This window comes from Sphingobium sp. VMM, assembly GCF_056790315.1.
The window spans coordinates 29,638-46,927 of record NZ_JBXGSI010000029.1; the positions used below are offsets into that span (position 1 = coordinate 29,638).

At 60.8% G+C, this 17,290-nt stretch carries 14 protein-coding genes and 2 pseudogenes; 6 read left to right on the plus strand and 10 right to left on the minus strand.

What is annotated here, in order from left to right; translation table 11 throughout:
- Window positions 1–29: 29 nt before the first annotated feature.
- Both ACUCV3_RS25155 and ACUCV3_RS25160 read left to right on the plus strand, forming a co-directional pair.
- Window positions 30–2,573, plus strand: coding sequence for an HWE histidine kinase domain-containing protein (locus tag ACUCV3_RS25155; protein WP_482241322.1), 2,544 nt, complete (start codon window positions 30–32; stop codon window positions 2,571–2,573).
- Window positions 2,574–2,684: 111 nt separating this feature from the next.
- The gene (locus tag ACUCV3_RS25160; protein WP_482241323.1) at window positions 2,685–4,745 is read left to right on the plus strand and encodes a hybrid sensor histidine kinase/response regulator; all 2,061 of its coding nucleotides are present in this window, start codon (window positions 2,685–2,687) and stop codon (window positions 4,743–4,745) included.
- A 215-nt stretch (window positions 4,746–4,960) separates the two neighbouring features.
- On the opposite strand, the gene ACUCV3_RS25165 is transcribed toward ACUCV3_RS25160, so the two are convergent.
- Window positions 4,961–5,197: an excalibur calcium-binding domain-containing protein gene (locus ACUCV3_RS25165; RefSeq protein ID WP_080993643.1), complete on the minus strand. Its 237-nt coding sequence runs from the start codon at window positions 5,195–5,197 to the stop codon at window positions 4,961–4,963.
- A gap of 144 nt (window positions 5,198–5,341) precedes the next feature.
- Between ACUCV3_RS25165 and ACUCV3_RS25170 the strand changes: the two genes are divergently transcribed.
- Entirely contained in the window at window positions 5,342–5,803 is a 462-nt protein-coding gene (locus tag ACUCV3_RS25170) for a Ros/MucR family transcriptional regulator (protein WP_482241324.1), read from the plus strand.
- Window positions 5,804–5,851: 48 nt separating this feature from the next.
- Here ACUCV3_RS25170 and ACUCV3_RS25175 read toward each other — a convergent pair whose 3' ends face one another.
- Window positions 5,852–7,054, minus strand: a complete 1,203-nt coding sequence (locus ACUCV3_RS25175) for a tyrosine-type recombinase/integrase (RefSeq protein WP_048938506.1) — start codon at window positions 7,052–7,054, stop codon at window positions 5,852–5,854.
- Between the two features lie 477 nt (window positions 7,055–7,531).
- Here ACUCV3_RS25175 and ACUCV3_RS25180 point away from each other — a divergent pair, with 477 nt between their 5' ends.
- Window positions 7,532–7,846, plus strand: coding sequence for a DUF4198 domain-containing protein (locus ACUCV3_RS25180; RefSeq protein WP_080726995.1), 315 nt, complete (start codon window positions 7,532–7,534; stop codon window positions 7,844–7,846).
- A 19-nt stretch (window positions 7,847–7,865) separates the two neighbouring features.
- Here the strand turns inward: ACUCV3_RS25180 and ACUCV3_RS25185 are convergent, their stop codons facing one another.
- From ACUCV3_RS25185 to ACUCV3_RS25210, 6 genes are all read right to left on the minus strand, one after another.
- Complete coding sequence (locus ACUCV3_RS25185) at window positions 7,866–8,321, minus strand: lytic transglycosylase domain-containing protein (RefSeq protein WP_230588527.1); 456 nt, start codon at window positions 8,319–8,321, stop codon at window positions 7,866–7,868.
- A gap of 68 nt (window positions 8,322–8,389) precedes the next feature.
- Window positions 8,390–8,977, minus strand: coding sequence for a restriction endonuclease (locus ACUCV3_RS25190; protein WP_052076584.1), 588 nt, complete (start codon window positions 8,975–8,977; stop codon window positions 8,390–8,392).
- A gap of 11 nt (window positions 8,978–8,988) precedes the next feature.
- Window positions 8,989–11,943 carry a MobF family relaxase gene (gene mobF, locus ACUCV3_RS25195; protein ID WP_037508570.1) on the minus strand — a complete coding sequence of 985 codons (2,955 nt, stop codon included), beginning with the start codon at window positions 11,941–11,943 and terminating at the stop codon, window positions 8,989–8,991.
- Window positions 11,940–14,033, minus strand: coding sequence for a type IV secretion system DNA-binding domain-containing protein (locus tag ACUCV3_RS25200; RefSeq protein ID WP_037508573.1), 2,094 nt, complete (start codon window positions 14,031–14,033; stop codon window positions 11,940–11,942). Before ACUCV3_RS25200 ends, mobF begins: the two co-directional genes overlap by 4 nt.
- Window positions 14,030–14,368 carry a CopG family transcriptional regulator gene (locus ACUCV3_RS25205; RefSeq protein WP_223178292.1) on the minus strand — a complete coding sequence of 113 codons (339 nt, stop codon included), beginning with the start codon at window positions 14,366–14,368 and terminating at the stop codon, window positions 14,030–14,032. Before ACUCV3_RS25205 ends, ACUCV3_RS25200 begins: the two co-directional genes overlap by 4 nt.
- A 349-nt stretch (window positions 14,369–14,717) precedes the next feature.
- Window positions 14,718–15,167, minus strand: a complete 450-nt coding sequence (locus tag ACUCV3_RS25210) for an IS110 family transposase (protein WP_052076585.1) — start codon at window positions 15,165–15,167, stop codon at window positions 14,718–14,720.
- A gap of 165 nt (window positions 15,168–15,332) precedes the next feature.
- On the opposite strand from ACUCV3_RS25210, the pseudogene ACUCV3_RS25215 reads away from it, so the two are divergent.
- Window positions 15,333–15,635, plus strand: a pseudogene (locus tag ACUCV3_RS25215) (transposase); the annotation flags it as partial.
- A gap of 58 nt (window positions 15,636–15,693) precedes the next feature.
- On the opposite strand, the pseudogene ACUCV3_RS25220 reads toward ACUCV3_RS25215, so the two are convergent.
- Window positions 15,694–15,909 (minus strand): annotated as a pseudogene (locus tag ACUCV3_RS25220) (transposase); the annotation flags it as partial.
- A gap of 741 nt (window positions 15,910–16,650) precedes the next feature.
- Entirely contained in the window at window positions 16,651–16,893 is a 243-nt protein-coding gene (locus ACUCV3_RS25225; RefSeq protein ID WP_137405232.1) for a hypothetical protein, read from the minus strand.
- Window positions 16,894–16,976: 83 nt separating this feature from the next.
- On the opposite strand from ACUCV3_RS25225, the gene ACUCV3_RS25230 reads away from it, so the two are divergent.
- Window positions 16,977–17,290, plus strand: a 314-nt coding sequence (locus ACUCV3_RS25230; protein ID WP_482241325.1) for an IS5 family transposase, incomplete at its 3' end; no start/stop codon positions are given.

Genomic DNA, 17,290 nt, shown 5'->3' on the forward strand with positions numbered 1-17,290 from the left:
ACCCTTCCCAAGGATTAGCCTGCGCGTTTATGACCGTTGATCTGACAAATTGCGATCGCGAACCCATCCACATTCCCGGCAGCATCCAGCCGCATGGTGCCATGCTGGTTTGCGACCCGGTATCGGCTGAAATATTATTCGCTTCTGAAACCGCGGAAGATTTGCTCGGCAAGCGTAACTCCAGTCTTCTGGGCCTTTCCCTGGCCGAAGTGCTCGGCGCCGACGCCGCTCACGACCTGCGCAATGCGGTGGCGAAGGTCGGCAGTTCCCACCTTGCCGGCGTGCTTCTGGGCCTCAAACTGCCGAACCTCGACCTTCCAGTCGATGCGCTGACGCATCAGCATCGCGGCCGCCTGTTCGTCGAGATCGAACCCACCTCGGTCGATGCGAGTGCGGCCAAGGATGCGCTCGATATGACGCAGAGCCTGGTGCGCAGGATCGGCCTAGAAAACAGCGTCGACACGATCGCAACTACCGGCGCGCGCCTTATTCGTGCGATGCTCGGTTATGATCGTGTCATGGTCTATCAGTTTCTGCATAACGGCGCGGGACGGGTCATCGCCGAAGCGAAGGCTAATAAGCTCAACAGCTTCATGGGGCAGCATTTCCCGGCATCCGATATCCCCTACCAGGCGCGTCGGCTGTACCTTGAAAATACCATCCGCATGATCGGCGACGTCAATTTCCAGCCGGTACCGCTCGAGCCTCCGTTGCGCGCCAATGAGGAGCCGGTCGACATGTCGTTCGCGCAGTTGCGCAGCGTGTCACCCATCCACTGCGAATATCTCAAAAATATGGGCGTCGCAGCTTCTCTGTCGATCTCCGTCGTGGTCGATGGCGAATTATGGGGCCTGATTTCCTGCCATCATGACTCGCCCAAGGTCATTCCGATGCCGCTACGCATCGGCGCTGAACTTTTCGGCCAATATTTCTCAATGCAGATCGCGTTGGCCGAGCGGAGGGCCGCCCTGGTCGCAACGAACGAAGCGCGCGCGCAACTCGACCAGATCGTCGCCGATGTCGAACCGGGCGAACCGGTGGATGTTGCAGTGACCCGCCATCTGGGCGATCTCTCCGCCCTCGTCGAAAGCAATGGCGCCGGCATTTCAGTGAATGGTGGGTGGAACGCCATCGGGCGCGCGCCTTCCGGCCAGGAAGCCATCGACCTCATCGGAGTGTTGAGGGAGACCGCGGACGGCAATGTCTGGTCGACCGCCGACCTTCGTTCGATCGACGGCTTGTCAGGCGAATATGGGACTGAGGTGGCCGGTCTTCTGGCGATTCCCATTTCGTCCATGTCGCGCGACTATCTGGTGCTGTTCCGCAGCGAGGAAGCCTTCGCCGTCGAGTGGGCAGGTGAACCGGTCAAGCAAATCGTGAGCGGACCCTCCGGGGATCGCCTCAGTCCGCGGGGAAGTTTCGACACTTGGCGCGAAGATGTGCGGGGACAGTCCAAGCCGTGGGTCGAACGCGAATTGGCGGTCGCCGAAGCGATCCGCGTCTATCTGCGCGACGTCGTGCTGCGATATAATGAAGCGACATCGGAAGAACGTGAGCGCACCGAACATCGGCGTCGCGTGTTAAACGACGAACTCAATCACCGTGTGAAGAACATCCTGTCGCTGGTGAAGTCCATCGCCCGCCAGACCGGTGCGACGGCTGCCAGCGTCGAGGATTATGCGTCCGCGATGGAGGGGCGCCTTCGTGCGCTCGCCTTCGCCCATGATCAATCGCTGCAGACCGGGAGTGGCGGCGATCTTGCGACGCTGATCGCTGCCGAAGCGAGCCTGCACCGATATGGCGGCGAAGCCGATCGCGTCACCGCGGAAGGGCCGGCAATCGGATTGTCGGATCGCAGCTTCGGGGTCGTCGCTCTGGTTCTTCACGAGTTGATGACGAATGCAGCCAAATATGGTGCGCTGTCCGTGACGGGAGGCCAGCTGAAGCTGACCTGGCAGATCTCAGTGGAAGGAGATTGCGTTCTTCAATGGGTTGAAGAAGGCGGACCCAGTGTCGTCGCTCCAACCCGGTCTGGCTTTGGCAGCAAGCTTATCCAGACCACGATGACCTACGATCTTGGCGGGTCGGCCAGAGTCGATTACGATCCCGCAGGATTACGGGCAGAGTTGCGCATTCCCGGGGGCCATCTTGTGGCAAGCGCGTCGGTCGCGGCGGACAGGGCGGCACCCGTCGTCCGCACTCGTGATGTGCTGGGCGGAGCCGACATACTGCTAGTCGAGGATCAGGCGCTCATCGCCATGGACACCGAGGACACGTTGCGAAAGCTCGGCGCCGCTACGGTAAGGCTGGCGGCTAATGTGGCACAGGCACGCACGGAGATCGGCGTGGCGCTTCCCCAATTCGCGATCCTCGATTTCAACCTTGGGGACGAAACGTCCGCTGACATCGCCGATCTTCTTCAGGCATCTCACGTGCCTTTCCTTTTCGTTACCGGCTATGGCGATACCGTTAACATGCCGGATCGTTTCAAACAGGTCCCCATGGTGCGGAAACCCGTCAGCGCGACATCGCTCGCCACGCGGATCCAGGCGGTTCAGGCAATGGAAGGTTAGTCCTGTGAAAATGGCTGTCCGTCCTGACGGCGCCGAGGTCCGCGAACAAAATCGCGCATCCGGTGTTTTGAGGCAGACTGTAGGAACGAGGGGCGCGAGCCGAATGTCGCTGTGACGGCTTCAGGGGATTTTCTGGACGGAGGCGGCGAGACCGGCGCCATCATACGCGGCATCGACTGGTCGGGAACGCCGCTCGGGCCGATGGATGCATGGCCACAGTCTCTGCGTACGATCGTCAGCCTGATGCTCGCCAACGGTCACGCCATGTGCCTGACCTGGGGACCTGAACTGACCTTCCTCTACAATGACGCTTATGCCCCCATCCTCGCGGCGCGCCATCCTGCCGCTATGGGCAAGGCGATCGATATCGTCTGGAGCGACGTCTGGCCCGACATCGAGCCGCTCCTGCGTCGGGCACTCGCTGGCGAAACCGTTCGCCTCGACAATCATCATCTGGTGATGACGCGGAAAGGCTATCCTGAAGACACCTGGTGGAGCTTTTCCTACAGTCCCCTTCGGGATGAAAGCGGCACGATCAGAGGCATGATCGACGTGTGCGTCGACTTTACGGAAATGGTGCTGACCCGCCGCAAGCTCGAAGCCGAACGAATGGCTAACGAAGCAGCATTACGCGATATCAACGCGACGCTCGAACAGCGGATCGAAGAGCGCTCGGCGGCACTCCGGCTTCATGAAGACATTATCCAGTCGGACGACACCGCGATTTGCGCGTTCGACACCGATTTTCGCCTGATCGCCTTCAACAAGGCTCATAATGACGAATTCTACCGTGTGAATGGCTTCTACACGAAGATCGGTGACGTGTTCTGCGATCTCTTCGTTCCAGAGCAGCGACCAATAATGCGCGCGCAGATGGCGCGGGCGCTCACCGGTGAATCCTTCACGATCGAGGAAGCTTTCGGCAACCCCGCGATCCACGCGCCACGATGGGAAATCCATTATTCCCCTCTGCGGGATGCCGACGGCAAGGTCACCGGGGCGTTCCATCATGCCCGTGACATCAGCGCCCGGCTTCGCGCGCAGGCGGAGTTAGCGATAGCGCAAGACGAGTTGCGTCAGGCCCAGAAGATGGATGCAATGGGTCAATTGACGGGTGGCGTTGCGCATGACTTCAATAATCTGCTGACGCCGATCGTTGGCGTGCTCGATCTGCTGAAACGCAAGAAGTTGGGCGGCGAGCGTGAGCAGAGGTTGATCGAAGGCGCGGCGTCGTCGGCCGAGCGCGCCCGTGTATTGGTACAACGGCTGCTGGCTTTTGCCAGGCGGCAGCCCCTGCAGGCAAGTGCTGTCGATGTCGTTCAATTGGTCGAGGGAATGCGGGATCTGATCAGCAGCACCGTTGGCCCGCGGGTGCAGATCGAGACGTTCGTAGCTGATGATCTGCCGCCGGCAATGGCCGATCCCAACCAGCTCGAAATGGCCTTGCTGAACCTCGCCGTGAATGCGCGCGACGCCATGCCGGAAGGTGGGACGTTGCGCATCGAGGCGTCTCTGGGGAGCAATGATGACGCCCCAATGGAGTTGAAACCCGGCAGTTATGTGCGCCTGGCTGTTCAAGATAATGGCGTCGGCATGTCCGAGGATGTTCTCGCTCGTGCGGTCGAGCCATTCTTCTCGACTAAGGGGGTGGGTAAAGGCACGGGCCTAGGCCTGTCGATGGTCCATGGCCTCGCCTCGCAACTTGGTGGTGCGTTACACCTTGAGAGTCACCCGCATGTGGGCAGTAAGATAACGCTATGGCTACCGACAAGCAGCGATATCCCCGTTGTCGCATCGGAACCCGCCAACCTGGAACTGCCAGAACAGCGCGGCCTTGTGCTGCTCGTCGACGATGAGGACGTCGTGCGGGTCAGTACCGCCGATATGCTGTCAGAACTTGGTTACCAGGTGGTAGAAGCGGTGTCCGCCGAAGCTGCCCTCGCTCTGCTTGATAAAGACGTAGCGCCCAATCTGGTTGTCACCGATCATCTTATGCCTGGCATGACCGGCTCCGAACTGGCGCGCGTGATCAGGCAAAAGAACCAGTCACTGCCCGTTCTCATCATCTCGGGATATGCCGAAAGCGAAGGAATTGCGCCTGACCTGCCACGACTGACCAAGCCGTTCCGCAGAGTTGATCTCGTCGGCAACCTTGCAGCATTGATGAGTTGAGGTGACAGAGCCGCTAACGGTAACGGGCAATAACGACCACGTTTCAATAATTCCTGATCTGCTCCTCGGGAGGGAATAATAGCGGAAGGCATTGCGGCTATGGCTCGATGCCTGTCTCGCGAGTGTAGCTATGTAAGGAAAAGCGGCCCTTCCGCTATTGGGAAGTCAAATCCGACGGCTGAACGGCAGCAAAGGGTCGTGAGCCGTCCGACCGCTTAGCGCCCGGTATAGGGCTCGCATGCGACGCCGTCGCCATCGCGGTCCAAGTGCGCGCCATAGCCTGGTTGATCGCGATGGAGCTGCGCATCCCCTGCTGCACGGGCTTCGCTACAGTTCCGATATGACCAGAAAGGCGCTTCCGACCGCGCGGCCGGTGTAGGGTCGCGGAGAACCACGCCACCTGCAGCACCGATCACGAGGGCGCCAATGATGAGTGAAGATTTCTGCCGCATCGTTCAAGGATGCCGAGCGAGCATAAATATTCTCTAAAACAGGCGATCGAACATGATCAATAGTTCATCGAACACACACTGGTAATCTGGTCCTCCTTTTGCCATTTAGCAAAAATAACTGGTCGCCATGAAGAAGGAATAAAAATGTCCGCTGAAGAAACGCTCATCACGCTCACCGCCGATATTGCCGCTGCCCATGTCAGCAACAACAGTGTTGGGATCAATGATCTTCCTTCCCTGATCGCCAATGTGCATGGCGCACTCGCTAGCCTGGGCGAACCTGCGGTTGCAGAAGAAGTGAAGCCCGAGCCTGCGGTTTCGGTGCGCGCGTCGATCAAGCCGGATTATATTGTCTGCCTGGAAGACGGGAAGAAGCTCAAGATGCTCAAGCGTCACCTGATGACCCATTATCAGATGACCCCGGCGGACTATCGGGCCAAGTGGGGCTTGCCTGCGGATTATCCGATGGTCGCACCCAACTATGCTGCGCAGCGCAAGGCACTGGCGCACAAGATCGGCCTCGGCCGCAAGCCGCGCGCGGAAGCCTCTGCCCCCGCAAAGCCAGCCCGCACCCCGCGCAAGACGAAGGTCGCCGAACCGGCCTGAGGATAGATTGCGGGGAACGGCAGAGCCGCCCCCCGCATTCGCCTGCAATCACGCAACCAGTGCCTCCTGCGGCGCCACGATCATGCCCAGCACATGATCAGCCCATGCCTGCAGCATCCGCCGACGCGGCGTCAGGTAGAGGGCGCTGTTATAGGCCCCACGCACATCATCACGATCGGCATGGGCCAGCGCCACCTCGATCCAGTCTGGCCGATAGCATTCCGCTTCATTGGCCCAGGTCGAGGCAAGGCCGCGGAACCCATGCACCGTCTGACGCCCACGATAACCCATACGGTAGCAACCATAGATCATCGTGTTCTGCGATATGGGTAGCGCAGGCTTGTCGCCGGCAAAGACATAGGGGCCCCGGCTGTAAACCCGCACGCTCTCGAGCAAGGCGACGACCTGCCGCGACAACGGCACGATATGCTCCCGCCCCATCTTCATCCGCTCAGCCGGCACCCGCCAGATGGGATCAGGGCCATCCAGCCCCTCGAACTCGTCCCATGTCGCATAGCGGGTTTCATTGGTCCGCGCCCAGGTCAGCAGCGTGAACAAGAGCGCATCGCGCGTGACCGCACGCCGCCGGGGATTCTCATCACCATCATAGGCGTCGATCGCCCGAACAAGCGCAGGCAACTCCCCTGCCCCAACCCGCGCCATATGCCGCACCCGAGGTTTTGGCCGCAGCAAGGTGGCGAGGCCAGCAGCCGGATCATGGGTGGCCCAGCCCTGCGGGATGGCAAAGAGATAAACCTGGCTTACGTGCTGGCGCAGCCGGCGGCTGACATCGAGCGCGCCGCGCGCCTCGACCGCCCGCAACATCGTCAGCACATCGCCTGCAGTGATGTCCTTGAGATCGCGCTGCCCGAGCGAGGGGAACACATCGCGCTCCAGACGCGACAGGATGCGCTCCGCATGCCCCGGCTCCAGCCCGCTCGCCCGGTTACCATGCCAGGCCCGTGCAGCCGCCTCAAAGCTCGTCACAGGCGAGGGAGACTTGGGACCGGGATCCTCGCCCCGCGCAAGAGCCAGCTTGGCCTCAGCGCGGCGGAGCCGCGCCTCAGCAAGAGTGACCTCAGGGTAGCGACCGAACGAGAGCAGCTTCTCCTTGCCGTCGAACCGATATTTCATGCGCCAGAGGCGCGAGCCAGTCGGACGGACGAGCAGATAGAGACCACCGCCATCGCCAAGCTTGTAATCCTTGGAGCGCCGACTGGCGTAGCGAACCTCGAGTTCCTTGAGCGGCATAGGGGGTATCTCCTGCTGGGCAAAGGCATTACCCTCCAAAACACCCCCAAAAGCAAATCGACGTCCTGGTATCAGGCGCGATCCGATGGGCGGCGCTGCATCCCCAAGAAACGGCGCAAATCCGTCAAAAAAGGCATAAAAAAAACCGCCCCGGGATGATCCGAGACGGCTTGGTCTGTATGTGTATGGTTGCGGGAGGGCGATCTAACAGAGACCGACAAACCAGTGAAAAATCTGGTTTGTCGGTATCGGTGGTTGCGGGGGAGGGATTAAACCGGGACCGATACTCGAGTTCGTCTCCAATGTCGGCAGCGGTGTTTGCGGGGAACTACAACTGCCGACGTCGCCATTCTCTAGAAGTCGCAATCTGAATAAATTGTAGAAGTCCGCTTAACCGTCCTTGTTTGTGCCTCGCAACCGGAGTGGGCCATGGCGCTAGGGTGAACGGCTGGAGGATGCCGGCGCTGCTGCCTTAAAATATGCGGGGCACAGCGTTCAAAATTCGATCCGCTTTGCAACGCGACATCGATCACTACAGCGCAGCCCTTCACGATTAAGGTCCTGTACAGCGGCAAGGGGCTGGCCAACGCCGACGTGAGGTTGTTCCAGGAAGCCGGGTTCTATGATGGAAAGAAAGTGGCGGCCGACCTCCACACCAATGCGTCGGGCAAGTTCACCGTTACCTCGCCGGATGCCGGTCGCTATCTTCTGCTCGTGCGCCACCGCGACATGGCACCCTCGGGCGCCGCAGCCCACTACTATAGCTATTCCTTCACGCTCGCAGCGATGTAGCTGGCCAATGTTTCCAGCGTTAATTATGTGTCCGCATCGGCTCGTGAAAGACGCTCTCGCCAAAGCGAATTTTCATCCGACGTGCGACCGAACCTGAATATCTGCGCTGCCGCCAAGTAGTCGGACTGTGATAAAGGCCAATTGCCGCCCAGTAATCTTTCGCCGCTCGTAGGCCGGAGAGAAAGATCCATCGCGCAGCTTCGGCGTTGAAGCAGGGATCGAAGCGCAGCCAATGTCGTACCTGCAATTCGGAGTGCCCGACTTGCGCGGCGATGCGCGGCACCCACCAGCTGTTGATCTGCAAGGGGCCAAGATCATGCGAGCCATTGCTATTGCGGACTTCAGCTCCGATCCAGCCTGCTTCCTGGTCTCGCAGGCCCCAAAGCGTCTTCTCCAGCCACGCATGACCCATCGACGCGTGACGGATGCAGGTAGCTATACGCTGTTCCTCCTGCACTTTTTCGGGCGCGGCCATGGCCCGTTCCGGCGATGCTGCCAGCAAGGCAGTGACTGCCCATGTCGTGCTCGAGAGAAGGCGCCACATCACCGTGCCCGCCACGGCGTGGCTCGATGAGATTTCGCGGGAAGCACGGCACGGCCTGGTACTTCAGCCACTGCTATCGGGCCGCCTGTCACCAGGGCAAGCAGCCTCCGCCCGGATAGGATCTCGACGTGGCTGCTGTTACCGATGGATTCTCGGCTCTGCGGCCCTGTTCGGCCGGTATGGATGAAAAGGCCGCGACAGTTGCTGGCCCGGCACAGCGCATTGAAGGCGCTGACATGTTCGGGCCGGATGGCCGTTGCATAGCGCTTGGCCTGGATGAGCCACAGAGCGCCGTCGATCATCACCTTTCCATCAATGCCGCCATCGCCAGTGTAGCGATGGTTTCTGATGACCCTGAAACCACGACGCTCCAAACTTTCGAGCAGCAATTCCTCAAAGGCGAGCGGATCCATGCTTCTTAGCCGGGCGTAGAGGAGCTGGGGCGGTTGCAGGCGATCACGGCGGCGCAGTTGCTGCACCATGAACCTTGCCTGCCTGCGACGCCAGCGATGCCGCAAGGGCACGTGAAAGCGGTGCAGGACAAGGGCCAGGAGCATCAACGCGACAGCGAGCAGGATGAGGAGCATGGGACGAGCCTCTATCGTTCGGGACCGTGGGAGGGTTCGGGTTGAGGTGCGGGGGATGGCGACTGCCGTTCAGCATGCGTCGCCGGGGGCTCGATCCGGGTGCGAGCACGATCGAGAATACCCTCGAGAAACCGGTAGAGGACCTGCGCGACGCTTCGGGCGCCTTCCGCGATATACTCTGCTGTCCCTTGCGGTCCGCGATCCCGGCGAGACAATTGCCTTTCAAGGGCGCGATCTCCACGCGACGCCCGGTCCTTTTCCTGTTCGGCCTTCAGCGTTGCCAGGCGCGCGCGCTGCCGGTTCGTGAACGGGCCGACGCGGTCCTGGTCCATGCGTCCAAGGCCCTCGGTGGAGGAGGTCTTCTCACCCGACTGTCGCTCCAGCTTGGCGACAAGTTCCTTGACGTTGTTCGTCCAGAGCCTGACGCCGTACTTGGCGCGCGTAATGGCAGTGTAGAAGTTCTGGGCACTAACCAGCGGCGAGTCCACGGGCGCCAGCAGGAAGACCCGCGGATAGGTCTTCGACTGGGAGGAATATACCGTCTCGGCATAGCCATGGTCCCAGGTCTTGTGCTCTGTCAGGTTGACCTGCTGTACACGGCCGTCCCGGTCCCATCGTATGGTGGCGAGGTCGCCGTCCAGCTTTTCGACCGTGCCGCGCTCGGCGTTGCGCAGATCGAGATCGCGATTGACCAGTCGCCACTGGATACGATCCCCCTCGGCCAGATCACGCTCTTCGGGGTTGAAGACATTGATGTGCCGGGCCCGTGTCGTCTGCGGATCCCAGCGGATGATGCGACCCTGTTCATCGACAAGGCGCACGACCTGCCGGCCGTTGGGCTCCCGTCCGAGCCCTACGACGCGATAGTCCGTGTGCCGGGCAACGCCGAGACCAGCGATGTCGCGGTCGAAGCGCACCACCTGCCCTGCTCCGTAGAAGCGGCCCATATGTTTTTCGATATCGGTGAAGCCTGCCGGGGCAAGGATCGAGAGCCTGCTGTCTTCGGCTGCCAACCCATTCTCGTTCCTGAGCGCTTCGCGGATCTTGCTGTTGACGATGAGGCGCGTGGCGTTGTCGAGCACGAGGATGTTGGTGCCCGCACGGGAGTCGGGCTTGAGCCTCACCCAGGCGTTGACCACCATCGCGGCCATGGCCTCATTGTCGGTGACGGTCGTCACGCTGTCGAGATTCTTGAGCGACTGCTCGAAATTGCCGGCCCTCGCCTGAGCGACCGCTTCTTTGATCGTACGGGTTTCCTGGCGAACCGCCTCGGTCAGTTCCACCACCGGCAATCCCAGCCGGCGCATCAGCCAGAAGGGCTTGCCTTGTTCGATGGCGCCGGTCTGCTTCTCGTCACCAAGGAACAGGAGCCTTGCTCCGGTTATCCGGCTGATCTCGAGCAGCCTTCTAGCCTGACGGTTGCCAAGCTGACCGGCCTCGTCGAGCACGAGCACATGGCGATCCGTTATGCCATGGCCGCCACGCGCTACAAAGCTGGCGACCGTGTGCGCCTCGATACTGGCCTTTTGCCCCAGTTCCGCAGCCGCCGATGATGTGGGCGCCAATGCTATCAGCGTCGTTCCTGGTTCCGCCGCTTCGCCCAATACCCGCACCAGTGTCGATTTGCCCGAACCGGCAACGCCGTGGATTCCGGTGACGCGATCCCGTGACATAGCGGTCTCGACCAGGGCCCGCTGCTGCTCCGCATTGAGTGTCGTCTTTTCCAGCACGGCCAAGAGCCGGTCGCCCGACGCGATCGGCCGGGCGTCGTCGAGGCCAAGTGCAATATGTTGGGTAAGCGCCAGTTCCAGCCGCCATGACTTGCGGGTGGTGCGTCCATGCGTGAGTACCCTGTCGCCCGTTTGCTCGTGGGTCGGCAGCAGTTTTCGCATGAGTTCATGCATCGCGACCCGAGGACGCAGATCCTCCAGCCGCATTTCCCCGACATGGGCTGCGAGCCCCGTGCGCAGGATATCGCCGAGATTGTTGACGGCTTCGGCGGTTTCGAGTTGCCGCAGGCCGAAAAGGGCAGCGCGTGAAGCCGTGCGTTCGGTAGGGGGAGAATGTTGCCCCTCCCGTTCGCGTGCAACGGCAGCGATTTTATCAAGCGTGTCGAGTTGGTCGCCAGTCCGTTCATGCCATTGTACAGTAAGTTCTTGCGCGCCGATCTTCACCTTGGCCTTGCGGGTGGCATAGAAGGAGGCGCGCTGGGCCTTTTGGCCGACCAGGCCATGTTCCCGGGCATGCTCCTCGATCGCCTCTGCGCGCTGCGAGAAGCGCTCGATGAGCTCCTTGGGCACGCCCCGTATCTCGAATAAGCCAGTGCGAGGATCGAACTCGACCTCATAACCAGCCTCGCGGAGGCTGAAGGCGAGCGCATTGCGATAGATCTGCCCGGCGACGCGCTGCTCACCATACATGACGCGACTTTCCAGGCTCGCCATCGGGTCGCCATCCTGGCGATTGGTCATGTTGAGAACGACCAGATGGGTATGGAGGTGCGGGTCGAGTTCCCGGCTGCCATGCTCGGTGAAGCGCGTGACGAGAATGCGCCCCGTGGTCTCATGAACGATCTTGCCTTCCTCGCGGCGGCGAAGTTGTGCCTGTTCCTCCAGATAGGTGATGGCAGCTGTGACAGCATGTTCATGCGCGGCGAGCACTCGCTCATCCCCTGCCACCAGCGCCATGATGGATACGGATTTCGGGGCATTGACGGCAAAGTCCCAGCCGGGATGATGCTGAATTTGCCCGTCAGTGCGGTGTCGCCCCAGTTGCTGATCGCCGACTTTGCCGGCAAGCAGGTCACGAAACTGCCTGGCGTCGACGGGACCGGAAAGGCCGAGGTCGGCAGCAAGTTTGCCACCCCATTCGGACGGCTCGTTGCCGCCCTTGGTATAATAGTCGCCAACCGTATAATATCGGGCGATATTGGCGGGCTTGCCGTGGAGACGTTGCGGCTGGATCATGCCGGTCGCGACGGTTCGCGCGGACCATCGTCCCGCTCATGTTGCACCAGGTCGGAGCGGATTTCGCCCTGCTTGCCCGCCAGGATCGTCCAGGCGAGCCGGGGCGGAACCGGAAGGTCAGCGTCCTCCTCGTTCAACAGGATGTCTTCAACCCGCTGCGCATCGACGTGCGGCTCAGGCGGCTGGAACAGGTCCCGTTGCTGCGGCGGAGATTGCGGCGGTTGTTCACCGCTCGGCGGCTCGTCTGGGGAACTGGCCGGCGGTTTCGCGGGCGGCGGCGGTGTTTGCGCCGCTTCCCGCTCGATCACCTCTCGGACGCGCGCTTCGGCGTGAGCGATCCGGACGAGCTTCTTCGCCTTATCGATCTGAATGGGGGACTCCGTACGCTCGAGAAAGGCGGGGCCGAGTGAAGGAATTTCGTTGAAACGGCTGTCGAAGCGGACAACCGGCAGATTGCGGCCGAAGCGCAGAAATCCGACCAGGTTGGGCAGGTTGGTGACTTCGGTCGGCATCACCAGCGGCCGCGTCACCTGCATCCGCGAGAGGTTGACGCCATCACGCATGTCGTTGACGCCATAGGACATGCCCTCATTGGCCTCGACCTGCTCGACCTGACCCAGATTCTCCGACACATGTTTGGCCGTCGCGGTATCGTTGGCCCGTAACGCTACCCATGTGGAACAGTAGCCGGTGATGGCAGCGGCATCCTGAATGCCGTAAGTGGCTTCAAGCTGGGGATAGGACTGGAACCCCAATATGCCGCAGCCGCCATATTTGCGGGCCCGGGCAAGGAAGTCGGACAGTGACGGCAGCTTCTGGAGCGTCGGCAGCTCGTCGATCACGCAATAGAGGCGGCGATCGCGGTCGGGCGTGAGGCTCATGATCGCGCTGATCGCGATATCGAGCCAGACGGTGATCAGGGGCCGCAACGACGGCAACTGATCTGCCTTGACGGTGATGAAGAGCCAGCTCCCTTCCTGCCCCTTCTCCACCCAGTCGCGGATCGAAAAGCCATCTTCGGTATCGTCGAGATACCCGAAGCTGCGCATGACCGACGCGAGTTCCGCTTGAATGCCTGCCGACGTCCTTTCACCTTCGGTGCTGATAAAGGCTGCTGCATCCGTCCCGGACACGAAAGCGGCGAGATCCTTGAGTTTGGAGCGTAGCAGCCGGTCGAGCAGCACCGAGACATAGGTGTGCTTCTGCCGCGCGACCTTGCGCATGACCGCGACTAGGGTGCCTCGCGCGGCCTTGGCCCAGAATGGATCGCCATGCTTGTCGGGGATCGTCGACTCGGCGATCTGATCATAATGATAGTCGCGCGGCACATCGACCCAGGGCGACCAGCGCGCCGTGCGCTGGTCGAGCGGATTGAGCAGCATGTCCGTGCCTTGGCGATAGAATTTCTCGACGAAAGTACCCGCCGTGTCATAGACGATCGCTCGCCTTCCCGACTTGCGAATGCCATCGAGCATGCCGTTGATGAGGTTGGTCTTGCCTGTCCCCGGCGCCCCGCACAGAAGGATATGTTCGGGTTCGAAGGCTTCCGGGACCGGGACATTGCCTACGATCAACGGTCCCTTGCCTTGCCGCCAGAGTGCGCGCTTCACTTGCCTGATGGTACCGAAGCGGGCGCCGCGCAGATATTCGTTGGAGCCAAGGCCCCTGCCCGTCCGCGTGAAGTAGAACCAGGCCCATCCGAGCATGGCGAGGGTGAAGAGCCCGGATAGAAGAGCGCCGTGCAGAAGATAGATCTCGAACTGGTGCAGCGTCTTCTTTGCCAGGGTCGAAGCGGCCAACCAGTCCGCGGACGTCCAGTAGGATTGGCCTGTCGGCGTGCGAAACTGGACCGGATCGTTGGGGCCGCCCGCTGCGTCGACCTTGATCATCGCCTCCGCGAGCTTGACCAGCACGAAGCGCTCATATTCCGTCGATTTTTCGAAGGCATACCAAAGCGTGCCGATGATCCAGATGATCAACCCGGCCAGCATGGTCTGGTAGAAGACCTGAGTGGTCATGCGGACATTGTGGACGATCGCTTGCCCGCCCCGCGTCCACGATCCCAGCGTATCGTTCCGGAAAATGCTCATGGGCGATCCGCCTCCCCGAGGAGGCCGCGCTCCAGAAGTATGGATCGCGCCTGGGCCATGCCTTGTTCGAGGGCCTTCGGCGACTGCTGGCCCACGGAGGTCGCCAGGATCGAGAGTATCTGGATGGAGGTGGCGAGGATTTCATCTTGCGAGGAGAAGACGTAGCGCTTGCGCTCGTCGACCGCCTGTTCCAGCGCCTGACGGATAAATCCTGACAGAGAGAGGTTCGCGCCACGCGCGCGTCGCATCAATGTTGAGTGCAGCGACTCGTCGAGGCGAAAGTTAACCTTGGGCACGCGATAAATCTCCCAACGGGAAACCTTCGCAGATGTCATGAAGCCCTGATGATTTATCAAAACGTTCGCTCAGGCGCAACCGTCCCAGTATCCATTACTCATAATCATGTGGTTATTCGTTGATTAGGGTGGGTCGTGTCCCGCGAGGTTCCCTAATCGCCACTGTCAACAGCTGATCTCTTATGCGGTTCGTCACGCGCGTGGTGGGCTCCAGGGTTCTCTCCGCGGTCGTCGCGCTGGACGCCGCATGTTAGCGTTCAAAGTAGGGTGAATCTAAGTGGTGTGCGCGGTCCGTGCCGCACTCGCGGGAACGATTTCACCCTCGCTAAGCGTCCCAGGAGGACGCGTTCTGTCGCGCTTGAGTTCAGCGTATTGTTTCGGATTTAGGTCAGGCCATAGCGGCCTCCCGGAAGGCCGTATTGGTACACCACATTGCGTGCAATGTTACCGCCAGCTTCCTGGCCAGCGCGACTTTCGCTTTGCGAGGCCCGGTTCGGCCGGCGATCGCCTGTGCCCACTCACGCAGGCGAGGGCCGCCAAGCTTTCGAGACAAGATCGCATTCGCCGCTTCGTACAGGCATTTCCGAGCGAACCTGTCACCGCTTTTCGAGATGCGCCCGTTCCGGCTGATTTCGCCAGATTCGTAGCGCCTTGGCGTCAGACCGAGATAAGCGCCCGCGCTGGAAGATCGGTTGAAGCGTTCGGCGTCGTCGAACGCTGCAGTTACCGCCATCGCGGTGATCGGTCCGACTCCCGGTGCTGTCATCAAAAGACGTACCGTACCATGCTGTTTGGCTACGGCCTGAATTTTGCCATCGAGAGCGGCAATGTCCTCCACGTTCGACTCCGGCCGAGCGCCGAAGCGGCAATGTCCTCCTACCGCAACGAAGCGGAGGTCGAGTGTGGCGATTACGTTAAGTGGTGTAGGAAGGTTTCCCTGAGAGGGTGGCCACCGTCGATCTTCTGGTAGGGTTCGGATGCGAACTCGAACCTGGAGAAGACGATGACCGATGACAGAATGGCCCTTGTCGAGCTGATTGAGCAAGGGGCTGATAGCGATTTGGTGGGTGAGATGCTGGCATTCGCCGCAGAGCGCATGATGGATCTGGAGATCGAGGCTAAGACGGGCGTGCCTTGCGGATCACGCAGCCCGGAACGGCTGAACCACCGCAACGGCTACCGCGAGCGCGGTTGGGATACGCGAGCTGGCCGGATTGATCTGGCGATCCCGAAGCTTCGAAAAGGCAGTTACTTCCCAAGCCTCCTGGAGCCACGCCGCACCGCCGAGAAGGCCTTGGCGGCAGTTGCCGCGCGACAAACAGGATGAGAGGCCTCTCATCCAGATCGTCGCGCTATAGGGTACGACGACATCCGTTGGCAAGAAAACCGTAATGACGGATGCGATGGAAGCGGTCGGGCAGAGTGTGGAGCAGGAACCGGCGGATAAACTCGTCTGCGGTCAAAGCCATATGCTTTTGGGCATTGCCATGCCGATAGTCGCGCCAACGGAAGGTGACGGTAGCATCGACCATGCTGACGAGACGGCTGTTCGCGATAGCGACACGGTGGGTGTAGCCGGAACGGTCGCATCTCGAAACGCGGAGATAGGTTCACGCGGAAATGCCTATTTGAGGCGGCGAACGCGATCGTCTGTCGGGACCTTGGTGGCCCACGCTTACGCAACTGGTCCAAAGCTATCGCCGAAAGGACAGGAACCCGAAAAGCCAAGGTGGCTCTGGCGCGGAAACTTGCTGTAACATTGCATGCGATGTGGCGCACTAACACGCCCTTCCGGGAGCCAGCGATGGCATAGATCGCAACCGAAACGACACTGATCATCAGCACAACGGAATGCGTCCAGCCGGGACGCGCGGCGAGGGTGAGATCGCTCCCGGGTTAGCGGCAATGACCGCGCACACCACTTCGATCCCCCGAACTGGAACGCAAACATGCGGCACCCGACGCGGTGACCGCGGAGAGAACCCAAGAGCCCGGCACGCAGGATGGATCGCTGAGAAATCAACACTTGACCTTGGCGATTAGAGAACCCCTCGGGACACGATTTCCGCTCGCAATGGCGGCGAGGGTTTGTAGCGCTGCGCATGGTAGGAAGCGGCGGCGTTGGACGACGGTTGATCAGACTGTGATGCGCGGGTTGGATACCGCAAGACCGCGTATTCGTCTCGGGCCTGCCTCTGTCTCAAGTCGGGCGTCGGTTTTGACCGGCCACAGAATCACATCGAGGAATGCCCTACCGTGCCGCCGCTTCCATTGATGAGCAGCGCAGAGTGTGTGTTAGGTCGTGAACCCATAAACGCGATTCAGGCTGGGATGTAGAAGCCCCATACACCGTTGGAGAGTTCGCCAGCCGCGAAGCGGATTAGGCTATCTGTAGGCCCGACCTCGTAAATATCGAACCGATGGCGCTGATGCTGGTAGCTTGGATGAGGGAGTTGAATGGCTTCTTCCCCAGTGCGTCGCCAATTTTGCTGCCAGACTGCAATGCCGCTGATTTTCACACCGTCGCCCTCAAAGCCAACGTGAACATCTCGCCACTCGCTCATTTCAACACTGCCTTTGACCTGGATACACGCCGGATAGCACATAATGGGTTTTGTCTCGCTTCGACTTGTGATTCAGCGGCGGCATGAGCCGATATGACCTAACCGATTTTGAGTGGCGCGTGATCGAGCCGCTGCTGCCCAACAAGCCCAGAGGCGTTCCGCGTGTTGACGACCGACGCGTCCTGAACGGCATTTTCTGGGTGCTGCGATCCGGTGCTCCGTGGCGCGATCTTCCCGAGCGCTATGGGCCGCGCACCATCTGCTATAACCGCTTCGTGCGATGGCGAAAGGCTGGCGTCTGGGACCGGATGATGGATGCCATCACCGCTGCGCACGACAGCACCTCTGTTCGGGCCCACCAGCAGGCCGCGACGGCAAAAAGGGGGATCGAGATCAT

Excerpts from the sequence above, each read along its gene's own strand:
- ACUCV3_RS25155 (WP_482241322.1), top strand. The coding sequence starts at position 30 with ATGACCGTTGATCTGACAAATTGCGATCGCGAACCCATCCACATTCCC.
- ACUCV3_RS25165 (WP_080993643.1), bottom strand. The coding sequence starts at position 5,197 with ATGCGGCAGAAATCTTCACTCATCATTGGCGCCCTCGTGATCGGTGCT.
- ACUCV3_RS25170 (WP_482241324.1), top strand. The coding sequence starts at position 5,342 with ATGTCCGCTGAAGAAACGCTCATCACGCTCACCGCCGATATTGCCGCT.
- ACUCV3_RS25175 (WP_048938506.1), bottom strand. The coding sequence starts at position 7,054 with ATGCCGCTCAAGGAACTCGAGGTTCGCTACGCCAGTCGGCGCTCCAAG.
- ACUCV3_RS25185 (WP_230588527.1), bottom strand. The coding sequence starts at position 8,321 with ATGGCCGCGCCCGAAAAAGTGCAGGAGGAACAGCGTATAGCTACCTGC.
- ACUCV3_RS25190 (WP_052076584.1), bottom strand. The coding sequence starts at position 8,977 with ATGCTCCTCATCCTGCTCGCTGTCGCGTTGATGCTCCTGGCCCTTGTC.
- mobF (WP_037508570.1), bottom strand. The coding sequence starts at position 11,943 with ATGATCCAGCCGCAACGTCTCCACGGCAAGCCCGCCAATATCGCCCGA.
- ACUCV3_RS25200 (WP_037508573.1), bottom strand. The coding sequence starts at position 14,033 with ATGAGCATTTTCCGGAACGATACGCTGGGATCGTGGACGCGGGGCGGG.
- ACUCV3_RS25205 (WP_223178292.1), bottom strand. The coding sequence starts at position 14,368 with ATGACATCTGCGAAGGTTTCCCGTTGGGAGATTTATCGCGTGCCCAAG.
- ACUCV3_RS25225 (WP_137405232.1), bottom strand. The coding sequence starts at position 16,893 with ATGAGCGAGTGGCGAGATGTTCACGTTGGCTTTGAGGGCGACGGTGTG.